We start from the raw sequence: 12945 nt of genomic DNA, 5'->3' as shown, positions 1-12945 counted from the left end.
ACAACAAAGAGTATGGTTATGATTAAAGTATTGGTGGTGGATGATCATGATTTGGTGCGGATGGGTATTAGTCGCATGTTATCAGACAGCCCCGATATCGAAGTAGTGGGTGAAGCAGACAGCGGAGATATGGCGATAAAACAGGCCAAGCAGCTACGTCCTGATGTGGTATTGCTAGATGTCAATATGCCAAATATCGGCGGGCTTGAGGCCACCAAACGCCTTATTCAGCTCGATATGGGTATTAAGATTTTGGCAGTGAGTAGCATGTCAGCCCAGCCTTATCCTTCAATGTTGATAAAAGCTGGCGTAAATGGTTATATCACAAAAGGCACTCCGCTTGACGAGATGATACGCGCTGTCAAAAAAATCTATCAAGGGGGTCGTTATTTCAGTCAAGATGTTGCTGAGCAATTGGCCGATGTTTTGTTGTCTGATAATGCTACTTCACCTTTTGAGTTATTAAGTGATAGAGAAAAACAAGTCGCCATGATGGTCGTCAATTGCCAAAGCCCTCAGCAAATTGCTGATCAATTATTTGTCAGTGTCAAAACCATCAACACTTATCGCTACCGTATCTACGAGAAAGTCGGGGTTGATAGTGATGTGAAATTGACCCACCTTGCCATTCGCCATGGTTTGATTCAACCCTAAGCTACTCAGCACCTCTTTTTTGTAATGGTCAATTTATGAAACCTGCTACCAGACTTGTCTCTGCCATCACACGCTACATCCATCAAGATGATACGATTCCTCTGCCGCAATTGCGTAGGTTGGGCATCATTTATAGCAGTTATCGTTTTATCGTCAGCATATTTTCTATGCTGATGCTATATATCGCTGCTCGAGCTGATAACAACGACTCTCTCCCCAGCTTCTTGCAGCAAACCGCATTGAGTTTTTATGTGATGCTGAGTTTGATTTTGCTGGGCCTGTTTTATGTGGTGAACAAACAGATGCGCCGGCAGCTCGCATTTGGTCTGGTGCTCGACGTTATTATATTGAGTCTATTGCTCTATACCGCAGGGGAGCCTGATTTACAGCTGACCATGCTATACATGGTCGTCGTTGCCGCCAGTTTCATGCTACTCCACGGCTCTCAAGCCCTAGTCATTACCCTACTGGCTATTATTTTTGTCATTTACCAACAGTTTTTCTATGCCATTGCCAATAGTATGAGCTTAGCTAACTTGGGTGATGCGTTACTGATGTCAGCCAGCTTTTTGGCAGTGGGCGGTTTGAGTTGGTCCATCTCTCAGCGTTTGGTGCAACTTGAAAAAGTAGCTGCAACCCATGCCAAAGAAGTCGAACGACTTAATGTGATCAATCAAGAAGTCATCACGCAAATGGTCAACGGGGTTATCGTCATCGACAGACAGCATATTGTCCTTGCAAACCTTGCAGCTCACCAATTGCTCAGTATTGCACAGAGCCCTTCAATACAAGCACATAAAACCTTGATGGCTACAGGAGATGACCGTAGCCATGCCGTTTTGTCCAACTTTGAACAGCAACTGAGCAGACAACATACTCAGCTAATCAAAGCCTGCTTATCAGTGGCTACAGGACAATCGCGTACGTTTACTTATGATGTGCCTGAGGTAGCCAATGCTTCGATATTTGGTAAGCTGCGTGTACAAATCATTCCACTAAAAGATGACAGTAAATTAATTATTTTAGAAGACTTACGCCGTGAACAAGCCAGCGCACAGCAATTGAAACTGGCATCATTGGGTCAGCTGACAGCCAGTATCGCACATGAGATCAGAAATCCTCTCGCTGCTATCTCACAAGCCAGCCAGCTCTTAATGGAAGATTTTACTGAGTTTGAGACAGATGAAAGTCTATTGGCCAGTGCACCAAATGTGGATATGGCGGGCAATCATGAGCTCTATAAAATGATATTTTCACAAACGAAACGGGTGAACCGTATCATCGAAGATATTTTAAAACTGTCGCGCCAACAAGCCGCTTCTCAGCAATCAATTGTATTGGCTGAATGGATGCCCGCATTTTTAGAAAACTACTTCAAAGGACACGACATTTTTCTACGGGTAAAAACCCAACCTACTATCCAATTTGATCCTCATCAATTAGAGCAAATATTGATAAACTTGATCAATAATGGCTTACGTTATAGTAGCTATAGCCACCCTCATGCTTATGTGGAAATTGAAATTTACTACGCCGACAACGATGTTATAATCGATGTATTAGATGACGGTAATGGTGTAAGCAATGAAGATCTAAAACATTTGTTTAACCCATTTTTTACAACAGACAAAACAGGGACTGGTCTAGGATTGTATTTGTCACAAGCTTTTTGTGAGGCCAATCAGGCACGCTTGCTATATATTGCTGAACACGAAAAAACATGCTTTCGTTTAATTATACCCGCTATTGACTCTGATCATAATTTTCAAGCTGTTGAAGAAAACCTCTATTAGCATCGCTTTAGATCAAAACCTTGTCTATTTGTAATTCTTGAGTAGTCAATATTGATCATTATAGAAGCCAGGTATGATTGACATACTCTTTTACAAAAAGCGCTACCCTATCTGGCCCTAGCTATTAATATTTTGTAGCCATTAAACACAATGAGATAATGTATGACAACAAAAGCGCTGGTCGTTGATGATGAAGTGGATCTATGCCGATTAATGCAAATCACTTTAACCAAGATGGGCATCAAAAGTGATGTTGCTTATACGTTGGCGCAAGCAAGATCCTACTGGCAGGACAATGATTATGATTTTTGTCTGACTGATTTAAAGCTTCCTGACGGCTCAGGATTAGAGTTGGTAAAAGAAGTTAGCAATAGCTCCAACACTCCCATTGCGGTGATTACCGCTCATGGCAGTATGGATCTAGCGATTGAAGCATTGAAAATCGGTGCTTTTGATTTTGTGAATAAGCCACTTGAGCTGCCACGTCTACGTCAGTTGGTCGAAAATGCCCTGAAAGTTATTCATCAAGATAATGAAGCACAAACCACACCTGAGTGCTCGCCTGAACAAAAACTATTAGACACTAGGCTGATTGGCAACTCTGCTGTGATGCATCCTCTCAAAAATACTATTTTAAAGTTGGCACGGTCACAGGCGCCCGTATTTTTGTCTGGTGCGTCAGGTACAGGTAAAGAGGTTGTCGCTAGACTGATTCATGACTTAAGCCCACGACGTGATGGTAGCTTTGTACCAGTGAACTGCGGCGCTATTCCTTCTGAGCTAATGGAATCAGAGTTTTTTGGTCACAAAAAAGGAAGCTTTACAGGAGCAGTTGCCGATAAACAAGGTCTGTTTCAGCAAGCAAATGGTGGCACGTTATTCTTAGATGAGGTGGCAGACTTACCATTGGCCATGCAAGTGAAACTACTGCGGGCTATTCAAGAGAAAACGGTCAGAGCCATTGGTGATACCAAAGAAGTCCCTGTTGATATCCGTATATTGTCCGCCACTCACAAAGATTTGAGTCAGTTGGTGACAGATGGCGCGTTTCGACAAGATTTATACTATCGTATCAATGTGATCGAACTCAAGCTACCAACGCTCAATGCTCGCCGTGATGATATCCCTGTTTTGGCAGAACATTTTTTGGCACTAATCTCTGAAGAATGGCAACTAGATACCCCGCCATCACTGACACGTGATGCTTGCGCGCGTCTGCAACGTCACGATTTTGCTGGTAACGTTCGTGAGCTTCGCAACTTACTTGAGCGTGCAGTGACCTTGGCTGAGACCTCAGAGATTGACACCTATCACTTGGGTCTTCCTGAGCTTGAGCAAAACCTTGAAGACACACAATCTCACGGCGAAAACACCAACCAGAACGACAATCAAAGCGCTTACCAACATGTAGATGATCAAAGCAAGTCGCAACCAACTGCTCAATCGATATCCCAAGTAGCAGAAAACCATGAGCGGACCTCGCAGTCTAGCGTTGAGGTAACCGCTATACAGACCAAGCCAGAAACAACGAATCTACATCCTTATCGTACTAATATTCAGCATTATTCGTCGGTGATACAATCAACACCTAACCAAGTAGCACCATCAGCCACTCAAACGGATACGGATGAGCAAACGGATATTAATAAGACAGCATCGCTCACGCATACTACCCAGCTAGACAATAGCAGTAACACAAGCGCTCAAGAACCCCTTGATGGGCAGTTGCCACCTCAGGGCTTAGAGCATTACCTACAAGAGCAAGAAAGACAGTTGATTATCACAGCACTTAAGCAGACTGGTTGGAATAAAACCCAAGCAGCAGAACTGTTAGGAACCACTTTTCGCTCATTGCGGTATCGCATGAAAAAACTAGAAATAGCAGAAGACCAGTCTGATTAGTTTATCTAAGTATTAAAGTTGCTTTATTGAAAATGACACGTTGTATTACGATATGTTGTTAGGTAACAGCTAAATTTTTAGTTACTAGTCAACGAAAGGCTACTGTATCGTAGCCTTTCGAACAAAACGAATGCCAGAATCAAGTGCACGGGCTTTTAACAAGCTTAGTGCCTGCTGCTCCCAAGTACTCTCATTACCTGATAGGGAAACGTCAGGCTCAACTCCAATGCCATCTATTTGCCTGCCTGATGCTGTCATATAGTTAGCTACCGTTAATTTCACTGCTTGCTCATCGTTGAGTGGTATAACAGATTGTACAGACCCTTTACCATAGCTTACTTCACCGACGATAGTCGCCCGTTTTTGCGCCTGTAAGCTACTGGCTAATACCTCAGCTGCGGATGCGGAGTAGCGGTTTTGTAGTACAACCATAGGCAAAGGTTTGAGTAACGCATTCCCTTGTGTCGGTAGTACGCGTGATTGGTCTTGGCGTGCCTGTACTTGTACGACATCAGTATCACTCATAAATAAACTGGCAACGCTCACCGCTGATGTGAGCACCCCACCTGGATTGTCGCGCATATCCAACAATACTCCTGAGATAGGCGCGTTCAAATCAATCAAACCTTCCAACAGCTTTTCACGGCTATTGTTTTGGAAGGCAGGCAGTTTAATAACTGCCATACCGTCGACGAGTTTTGTTTGAATAACTTGGGGGTGGCTATTATTGCGCTGTAACGTTGTGGTGTGCTTGCGGCGACCTGCCTTAGACGTAATGATATCTACTTGTGTACCAGCAATGCCTGTTAGCAGCTGATCAATATCGTTGCTTTTCCTATTCTCATCAAGCTTGAACTCATCAATCTGATGCAGGTAATCACCAACGGCGATTCCTTTTTTGTCAGCAGGCGAGTCATCGATAACGTCTGTCACAACCCAGTATCCTGCATCTGCTTGGTAGGTCACTTTGATACCAATATCGCCGACGTCACCCTCTGTAAAAGCACGTAAGTTTTCGTAGGCTTCAGCATCTAAAAACTCAGCATGGCTATCAAGCTTGGTCAACATACCGCTCATCGCGTTGTTGAATAGCTCCTCATCATTGACCGCATCGATGTACTGACGACGTACCAAGTCTACGACAGCCACAAAGGTTTTTAGCGTCTCAGGAGAAATCGCATTTAACGATACTTGCTGGACTTCTGGTGGAATGCTTGTGTCAATGCTATCGGTATCATCCATTAACGCACTTTCATCTGGGACGCTGTCTATCGAATCATCTGACTCATCAGCAGCTGCTAACATATCAATATCATCTTCAGACGCTACGGTATCTGCATTCAAACTGATCAGTTGTAGACTCGCTGTAGGACTCGGGGTGGATGCATCAGTTGGGTCTGCTGCTTGCGCACTCGTATTGGCAACACACCACCCTAGCAAACCCAGTACTAATAAGCGTTTAGGATCTACAGAATTGAGAGATTTATGTTTGAGGTGACTAGGCTTGAGATTACTATTTGCGATTGATGATCTAAGCGCCTTTTTTCCCAATTGTTTGGACAAAGATGAACGCATAAGAGAAATAGAAGGCATAAGAAACTCATTTAAATAATAGAATGTATGACATTATTGTTATGTATTACCGTATAAGTTAACACCAAAAGCCTCTCTCGGACTAGAGCAGTTTTGCAAATCATGGGACAAAATACGTCACAAAAAAAGGGAGAGATAATAAATACCTTTCCCTTTTCTAGTTTATATCATTAATCTAATTAACTATTTTCTACAAGTTATCCAATGTACGGATAACTTGAGGCAACCGACTTACGATGCTGAAACCAATAGACTCTCACCAGTCATCTCAGCAGGTGCATCGACATTCATCAATGCCAAAATAGTCGGTGCCACATCACTAAGCTTACCGCCATGGCGTACTTGCAGCTTTTGTGTGCCTACGTAGATCAGTGGTACATGCTCTGTCGTATGCTGAGTATGCACTTGACCACTCTCGTAGTCTTGCATTTGCTCACAGTTGCCATGATCGGCAGTGATAAGCATGTCGCCACCAGCCGCACGCACTGCTGACTCAATACGTCCAACACACACATCTAATGCCTCTACTGCTTTTACCGCAGCATCGAAGATACCAGTGTGCCCAACCATGTCACCATTGGCATAATTCACGACTAGCACATCGTATTTGCCAGATTCAATCGCTTCTACCAGCTTATCAGTGACTTCAGGCGCACTCATCTCAGGCTTTAGATCATAAGTCGCGACATCGGGAGACGGTACTAAAATACGGGTCTCACCGTCGTACTCTTCTTCGCGACCACCGCTAAAGAAAAACGTGACGTGTGCGTACTTCTCAGTTTCTGCAATACGTAGCTGCGTCTTCTCTTGATCCTGTAAGTACTCTCCCAATGTATTGGCCAAAGATGTTGGATAATAGGCAATACTAGTTTTTGTATTATTGGCCAAAATATCTGAGTACTTCGTTAGCATCACAAATGCCGAAAGCTTCGGTTGTTTTTGACGAGCAAATCCAGAAAACTCGTGATCTGGCAGAACAAACGCTTGTGCAAGTTCGCGAGCGCGGTCAGCACGGAAATTCATAAAGATTAGTGCATCATTGTCTTCGACCGTATAAGGCACTTCGTCACGTCCAATCACCGTCGTGGGGCTAATGAACTCATCAGTCTCGCGCGCTTTATAGGCGGCTTGGACAGCACCATCTGCTCTGGTCGATAGGCGCTCAGCTTTACCTTCTGTGATCAGCTCATAGGCTTTTTGTACGCGATCCCAGCGATTGTCGCGGTCCATTGCGTAGTAGCGACCGATAATGCTAGCAATCTGTACATGTCCACCTTCATAGTGGGCGTTGAGCTTGTTGATATAGTCACGCAAGCGATTGATATACTTGTCAGCAGACTTAGGCGGCGTATCACGGCCATCTAAAAAGCAATGAATAAAGACATTTTTGGCGCCGTGAACCAGTGCCGAATGGCACATGCCTTCGATATGATCCTGATGAGAGTGAACACCGCCATCAGAAAGCAGGCCCATAATATGGACATTGCCACCGCGCTCGTTGGCGGCTTTGACTGCATTAACGAGCGCTTCGTTTTTGTAAAACTCACGATTGGCAAGTTCATTTGAGATACGTGTTGAATCCTGATAAAGCACACGACCAGCACCCAGATTCATATGGCCAACCTCTGAGTTACCAAATTGCCCATCTGGTAAGCCTACGTCTTCTCCTGAAGCGGAGATGAGTCCATGAGGATACTGTTGGTATATTTTGTCTAGATTTGGCATATTGGCCGCAGCAATGGCATTGTCTTTATCGTCTTCGCGATGACCAAAGCCGTCTAATATCATTAAAACATGCGGCGTTTTTTTATTCGGTGCGCCATCTTGCTTACTATTAAGCTGCGCCTGATTGTCATCAATAGATTCTGATGCTTGCTGGGTATTGGTCATATATTACCGCTCCTCGAGTGAATGAACGCCTATCATGCTGTGTTAAGGTATTGAAAGCTCTCTATATTAACACAAATCTTAAAATAGCTGAAAAACTGACAATTTTTTACTAATAAATGAATGGTTTTGTATCGTTTTTATACCATCATATTTGTAAGCAAACCCATACCAGTCATGTAACCAACGATACTGAGTATCAATCTGTAACTCACACTTGCAATCACTCATTTCATTAGTTAAGATGAATCTATTCTGAAGTGTTGGCTAGTAGATGTTTATTCCCTGAGCCGATAATGCTTTACCAGGATGTGGTACCTATTGTCTCATTGTGTATGCCTGCACCGCTTGCGGTGTATCAGGAAACCTGCAGAGATGATGACGCATCCGCCCTGAACTTCACGGTTCATGGGTCACCATCTTACAGCGGCACTTCGGTTGTTTCATTCGGTCTGTAAACGCATCCTTTATATTATATTAGGTGTTTTTACTGCCACTAAAAAGCCCCTTTCGCCATTAGCGAAAGGGGCTTTTTTTATGTTGGATGAATGACTGGATAGCCGTTACTCATCATTAGCAGATTTAGTGATTTTTTTCACATCTTTAGGAACATTCTTGGCAGTGCCATCAACCGTTGTATGTTGTTTGAACACATCACCAAATGGGTTTTGCTGTTGCTGACCAAATGGATTTTGATTGTTCATACCACCTGCTCCACCGAATGGGTTTTGACCACCCATGCCGCCAAATGGGTTTTGTCCGCCGCCCATTTGACCACCCATCTGCTTTGCCATCATTTCCATCATTTTTTGCTGATTATTCATGACATAGTTGTTAGCCACGTCTTTAAGCTTCTTTTGTACAGGTGGTAGTACAACCAGTAGCGCAAGCAAATCGCTTAATACGCCTGGAATCAGCAATAAGATACCCGCTGCTGCCATAGCAATACTTTTGATCATCGTAGACTCTGGCGGACGCATTGCAGGGTTCATCATGCCACCCGCTTTCATTTGCTGGGCCATTGGGTTTAGAGAAGCCATACCTTTACGCACAAGAGAAATACCGATAACCGCTGCAACAATAAACCACATGAACACCCACCAGCCGCTCATAAATTGAGCAAGCAAATACCACAGTAGCATCTCGATAATAAACCAAACGATGGCTATACCAACTATCTGACCCATAAAGTGTCGTCCTATAAAATAAAAACCAATAAATTGAGTGCCATGTAAATTAAAATGGCTAACATATGATGTATATGGGGATTGGTTGCTATACTATCAAACTTACGGCTCATTTTTAAGCCATAAAACAAAATGTAAGCAAGACGGAATACTATGGCAATTATTATTGGGATTGATCCAGGGTCACGTATGACCGGTTATGGGATAGTCCAGCAAACGGGTGATAAACTCACCTATATCGATGCAGGTACGATTCGCACAGATACTAAGGAGATGCCTGAGCGTCTCAAACGTATTTTTAATGGATTGACTCGTATCACACAGCATCATTTGAAATATGCAGACGAACCCATTTACACCGCTATCGAACAGGTATTTATGGCAGAAAACCCAGATTCTGCGCTCAAACTGGGACAAGCACGAGGTGCCGCGATTGCAGCGATGGTCGCACTGGATCTAGAAGTATCAGAATATACTGCTCGGCAGATCAAACAATCGGTATGTGGCTATGGCGCGGCGGCAAAAGAGCAAGTGCAAGAGATGGTCTGCCGAATACTGAAGTTAGAGGTGGTACCACAACAAGATGCTGCTGACGGTCTTGCCTGCGCTATTTGTCATGCGCATTCAAGTCACTCTATGAATAAAATACTATCAAACAGCTCCATGAGAGGCCGTGGCGGCTCTAAGAAAAAAGGGCGCTGGCGTCTAACCGAAGAAGACTTGGGTAACTTACGTTAGAACAGATAAGCGCTGTTAAGATAAGTGCTGTTAAAGTCATTAAACACTGACACAAATAGATACTCAAGCATAAAATAGGCAATAAAAACACGCGTCCAATGGTGCGTGTTTTTATTGCCTATTTTCATCCTAACTTTCGATATCTAATAGCTATCGACATCTCATAGCTGTCGACGTTTAAAATGCCTATTTGTTTTGAAATGTTCAGATGGGTTAATGGATTACATTGTATTGAGTTATTCTGCAACTGAGCTTTCGATAACAGCGTCTAACACATAAGCATAGGCGTCATCATTCGTGTCACTCTCTAGTGGCTCATCGTTCATTAGTAGCTCACTGGTACCTAGCTGATAACGCTGTAAGCGTAGTACCTCCTCATGCGTGCCATCGTGATGGTAGCCATCAATCTCTCCAGAAAATACTCTCCACTTTCCTTCGTGAGTTTTTATGCCTTGGTTATCGTAGGTGACCGGCTTGATTTGTAAACACTGTTTATCATTATTCATTTCACAGTCTACTTTTTTAGCATTTACTGCCCAAAACACTGCCTCACCCTTGCTGTTGTATTTCGCTTGAGGGGTGAGTCTACCGCTCCAGACCAAGGTGGCATTATCACTGGTAAACTGTGTCAACACTGGGCTATCGCTCTGAGTCACCTTTAACTCACTGTTACCTAGCATCAGTGTATTCAAAGTATTTTCGGCGCTATCGAGTTCGCTACAAGACATTTTGGTGCTCATACCTTCATCTATAGTCAGCGTATGTCCTTGTAGTTGGTAGGCGGCGCTAATTGTATTGCAACCAACACTATAACTGAGCGTGTTCTGTCCTTGATGCTCATTGAACACTAGGGTAACTTGGCTATTAATATTCGCAAACTCGGTCACAGATTGATGGTTCGCATCAGTGACACTATCAAGTGTCCAACGATGACGAGATAAGGTGTCAATCAGCTGCGCTTCAGCATTAGACATAGTTGATCTGACTGGGTCTGATGTAGGGCTCACATTGGACGTCAGGTTTTCGCTCGCTACCGAATCTAATGCGTCGTTGACTTCAGTGCTATCTGATGCACTCTCTTCGCTAGTTGTTGTTTCTTTTTGACAAGCACTTAGCATCAAACTTATTGCCAACACACTAGGCAATAAAAATATTATCGTTGTTGGTTTTTTTGCTCTACCTACCATATTTCATACCTCGTAGTAAGCGTGTATCACTTTTTTCTATGTCTGGTTTTCATACTGGCTTTTATTAAATGATCATGTGGAATGAGATTATTATAATCAATTTAGATTGACCACTATAGACTGAGGGATATTGCCTTATGTAATGAAATGTTGATTTTTATTATTATTTAAATCTATTGTTGTTTGATGCCATAAGTATTACGAAAAAAAGGACAGCCAATAAATATCAGCTATCCTTGATATTACTTAAAATGCATTTGTTTCTCAGGTTAAATTTGGTTCTCAGGCTAATAGATCTTTGAATACCTAAATTTTAACGTTGGTTCATGCAGACTTGTTTTTGGCTATATTTTTAATACTAAAACGCTCATTCATCTTTTGATAAAAGCGTGCTAGGTTTTCACCTTGCTCATTAGGATTAATCTTAAGCACTTTACCAAAGTCTAGGCTTAGATAAAGCACGATATCTGCAAAGCTCAGTTGCTCACCTACTAGATACTCACGACCCTCCAAAATTGTCTCAAAATACCCCATTGCCTTGATAGCTCGAGCAATCGATGGCGCGACGAACTCTGGCACCTGTTCAACACGCTGTGCTTTGGACGGGTGACTGTGCTGGAATGCTAGCATCAAATTGTACATCACCTCGAACTCAGCAACACGGCGCATAGAGCACACTTGGGCACGCTGCACCACGTCATTACCCATGACCGAACGCTCTCCATAAACGCGATCTAAATACTCGCAAACTGCCTGTGAGTCATTGAGCACGGTACCGTCATCTAGTGTTAAGACGGGTACGGTCTGCATTGGGTTCATTTGAGTAAAGGCTTCTGACATCTGCTCGTTTGCAGCAAAGTCAATATCAATCACATCAATGTCATCCATATCATCGACATCGATGCCTTTTGAAGCCAATAAAATAAGTGCTTTGCGCGGATTGGGTGCGGTACGAGTAACGTATAGTTTTTTCATAGTAAATTCCTTGTAATAATGATTGAACAACAGCTTAGCGTTAATACGCTTTATTATGATCGTGGTAGTACTGAGTACCAATCTATTGATGCTTTATACCACAGTTATAGCCTACTCTGACCCTCATGGCAAAGGCTTATTGCTCATGAGTCAAAATATAAAAAGCCCCACGACATTGAGTCATGAGGCTCTATTTAATCATATCTATGCAACCAAGCTAATTATTTGTTTGGTGCAGGTGTCGTACGCAAGTACGGCTTGATTTCTTTATGACCTTTTGGATAGTTGGCAGCAATATCTTCGTTCTTGACGCTTGGTGGAATGATCACGTCATCACCCTCTTTCCAATCTACTGGCGTGGCGATATTGTATTCGTCAGACAATTGCAATGCATCAATAACGCGGATGATTTCATCAAAGTTACGACCACAGCTCGCAGGATATGTCAGTGTTAGGCGCACCTTCTTGTTCGGATCGATGATAAACACACTACGTACTGTGTGCGTACTGTCTGCATTAGGATGCATCATGTCATATAATTCAGCGACTTCCTTATTAGGGTCAGCGATGATTGGGAAGTTCATATCTGTCCCTTGCGTCTCACCGATATCACTTGCCCAAGACTTATGATCTTCTAGACTATCGACAGAAATACAAATCGGCTTCACATTGCGCTTTTGAAACTCGCCGTTCAATGCGGCTGCACGCCCAAGCTCAGTGGTACATACTGGCGTAAAATCTGCTGGATGCGAGAAAAAAACGACCCAGTTGTCACCTGCCCACTCATGAAAATTAATATCACCCTCTGTGGTTGCCGCGTCAAAATTGGGTGCGGTATCACCTAAACGTAAATGTGCCATGCTGTATTCCTTAGCTATGTTGATGAACGCTGTTATCGACACGTCGGTCTCGCGCTCTATTATTATCTTCGATGTGCTGAGTAGTAAAAACCAAGCACATCCCTAAAAACTGACTTTATAGTAACAAACTGGTTATGAATGTCTTGTGACGGATTGTAATGCGGTTATT

General features: G+C 43.1%; 10 protein-coding genes and 1 other RNA gene. 5 read left to right on the top strand and 6 right to left on the bottom strand.

Annotated elements, in window-relative coordinates; translation table 11 throughout:
• The first annotated feature begins 18 nt into the window (after window positions 1-18).
• The 3 genes from ACTXGL_RS08115 (at window position 19) to ACTXGL_RS08105 (ending at window position 4349) form a co-directional block, all read left to right on the top strand.
• Window positions 19-654, top strand: coding sequence for a response regulator (locus tag ACTXGL_RS08115; protein ID WP_319050626.1), 636 nt, complete (start codon window positions 19-21; stop codon window positions 652-654).
• A gap of 35 nt (window positions 655-689) precedes the next feature.
• Window positions 690-2447 (top strand): sensor histidine kinase, encoded by a 1758-nt coding sequence (locus ACTXGL_RS08110; protein WP_443526117.1) that lies wholly within the window; start codon window positions 690-692, stop codon window positions 2445-2447.
• A gap of 162 nt (window positions 2448-2609) precedes the next feature.
• Entirely contained in the window at window positions 2610-4349 is a 1740-nt protein-coding gene (locus tag ACTXGL_RS08105) for a sigma 54-interacting transcriptional regulator (RefSeq protein ID WP_443526116.1), read from the top strand.
• A gap of 99 nt (window positions 4350-4448) precedes the next feature.
• Here the strand turns inward: ACTXGL_RS08105 and ACTXGL_RS08100 are convergent, their stop codons facing one another.
• Entirely contained in the window at window positions 4449-5942 is a 1494-nt protein-coding gene (locus ACTXGL_RS08100; RefSeq protein ID WP_443526114.1) for a S41 family peptidase, read from the bottom strand.
• 231 nt (window positions 5943-6173) lie between these two features.
• Complete coding sequence (gene gpmI, locus ACTXGL_RS08095) at window positions 6174-7832, bottom strand: 2,3-bisphosphoglycerate-independent phosphoglycerate mutase (RefSeq protein ID WP_443526113.1); 1659 nt, start codon at window positions 7830-7832, stop codon at window positions 6174-6176.
• Between the two features lie 246 nt (window positions 7833-8078).
• On the opposite strand from gpmI, the gene ssrS reads away from it, so the two are divergent.
• A non-coding RNA gene (gene ssrS / locus ACTXGL_RS08090) (6S RNA) lies at window positions 8079-8274 on the top strand.
• Window positions 8275-8392: 118 nt separating this feature from the next.
• Here ssrS and ACTXGL_RS08085 read toward each other — a convergent pair.
• Window positions 8393-9016, bottom strand: coding sequence for an FxsA family protein (locus ACTXGL_RS08085; RefSeq protein WP_443526112.1), 624 nt, complete (start codon window positions 9014-9016; stop codon window positions 8393-8395).
• 153 nt (window positions 9017-9169) lie between these two features.
• Here ACTXGL_RS08085 and ruvC point away from each other — a divergent pair, with 153 nt between their 5' ends.
• Window positions 9170-9754 (top strand): crossover junction endodeoxyribonuclease RuvC, encoded by a 585-nt coding sequence (ruvC, locus tag ACTXGL_RS08080; RefSeq protein ID WP_443526110.1) that lies wholly within the window; start codon window positions 9170-9172, stop codon window positions 9752-9754.
• A gap of 236 nt (window positions 9755-9990) precedes the next feature.
• Here ruvC and ACTXGL_RS08075 read toward each other — a convergent pair whose 3' ends face one another.
• From ACTXGL_RS08075 to ACTXGL_RS08065, 3 genes are all read right to left on the bottom strand, one after another.
• On the bottom strand, window positions 9991-10941 hold the full coding sequence (locus tag ACTXGL_RS08075) for an META domain-containing protein (protein ID WP_443526109.1): 951 nt from the start codon (window positions 10939-10941) through the stop codon (window positions 9991-9993).
• 324 nt (window positions 10942-11265) lie between these two features.
• Window positions 11266-11916, bottom strand: coding sequence for a glutathione S-transferase family protein (locus ACTXGL_RS08070; RefSeq protein ID WP_319050634.1), 651 nt, complete (start codon window positions 11914-11916; stop codon window positions 11266-11268).
• Between the two features lie 221 nt (window positions 11917-12137).
• Window positions 12138-12776 (bottom strand): peroxiredoxin, encoded by a 639-nt coding sequence (locus ACTXGL_RS08065; RefSeq protein WP_443526107.1) that lies wholly within the window; start codon window positions 12774-12776, stop codon window positions 12138-12140.
• Window positions 12777-12945: the final 169 nt, after the last annotated feature.

The sequence above is a fragment of the Psychrobacter sp. T6-6 genome, assembly GCF_052258185.1.
Taxonomy (GTDB): Bacteria; Pseudomonadota; Gammaproteobacteria; order Pseudomonadales; family Moraxellaceae; genus Psychrobacter.
This window is presented reverse-complemented; position numbering and strand designations above follow the sequence as displayed.

Bases quoted from the DNA above. Each gene is read 5' to 3' on its own strand.
- ACTXGL_RS08075 (WP_443526109.1), bottom strand. From the start codon at position 10,941: ATGGTAGGTAGAGCAAAAAAACCAACAACGATAATATTTTTATTGCCT.
- ACTXGL_RS08110 (WP_443526117.1), top strand. From the start codon at position 690: ATGAAACCTGCTACCAGACTTGTCTCTGCCATCACACGCTACATCCAT.
- ACTXGL_RS08105 (WP_443526116.1), top strand. From the start codon at position 2,610: ATGACAACAAAAGCGCTGGTCGTTGATGATGAAGTGGATCTATGCCGA.
- ACTXGL_RS08085 (WP_443526112.1), bottom strand. From the start codon at position 9,016: ATGGGTCAGATAGTTGGTATAGCCATCGTTTGGTTTATTATCGAGATG.
- ACTXGL_RS08070 (WP_319050634.1), bottom strand. From the start codon at position 11,916: ATGAAAAAACTATACGTTACTCGTACCGCACCCAATCCGCGCAAAGCA.
- ruvC (WP_443526110.1), top strand. From the start codon at position 9,170: ATGGCAATTATTATTGGGATTGATCCAGGGTCACGTATGACCGGTTAT.
- ACTXGL_RS08065 (WP_443526107.1), bottom strand. From the start codon at position 12,776: ATGGCACATTTACGTTTAGGTGATACCGCACCCAATTTTGACGCGGCA.
- ACTXGL_RS08100 (WP_443526114.1), bottom strand. From the start codon at position 5,942: ATGCCTTCTATTTCTCTTATGCGTTCATCTTTGTCCAAACAATTGGGA.
- ACTXGL_RS08115 (WP_319050626.1), top strand. From the start codon at position 19: ATGATTAAAGTATTGGTGGTGGATGATCATGATTTGGTGCGGATGGGT.
- gpmI (WP_443526113.1), bottom strand. From the start codon at position 7,832: ATGACCAATACCCAGCAAGCATCAGAATCTATTGATGACAATCAGGCG.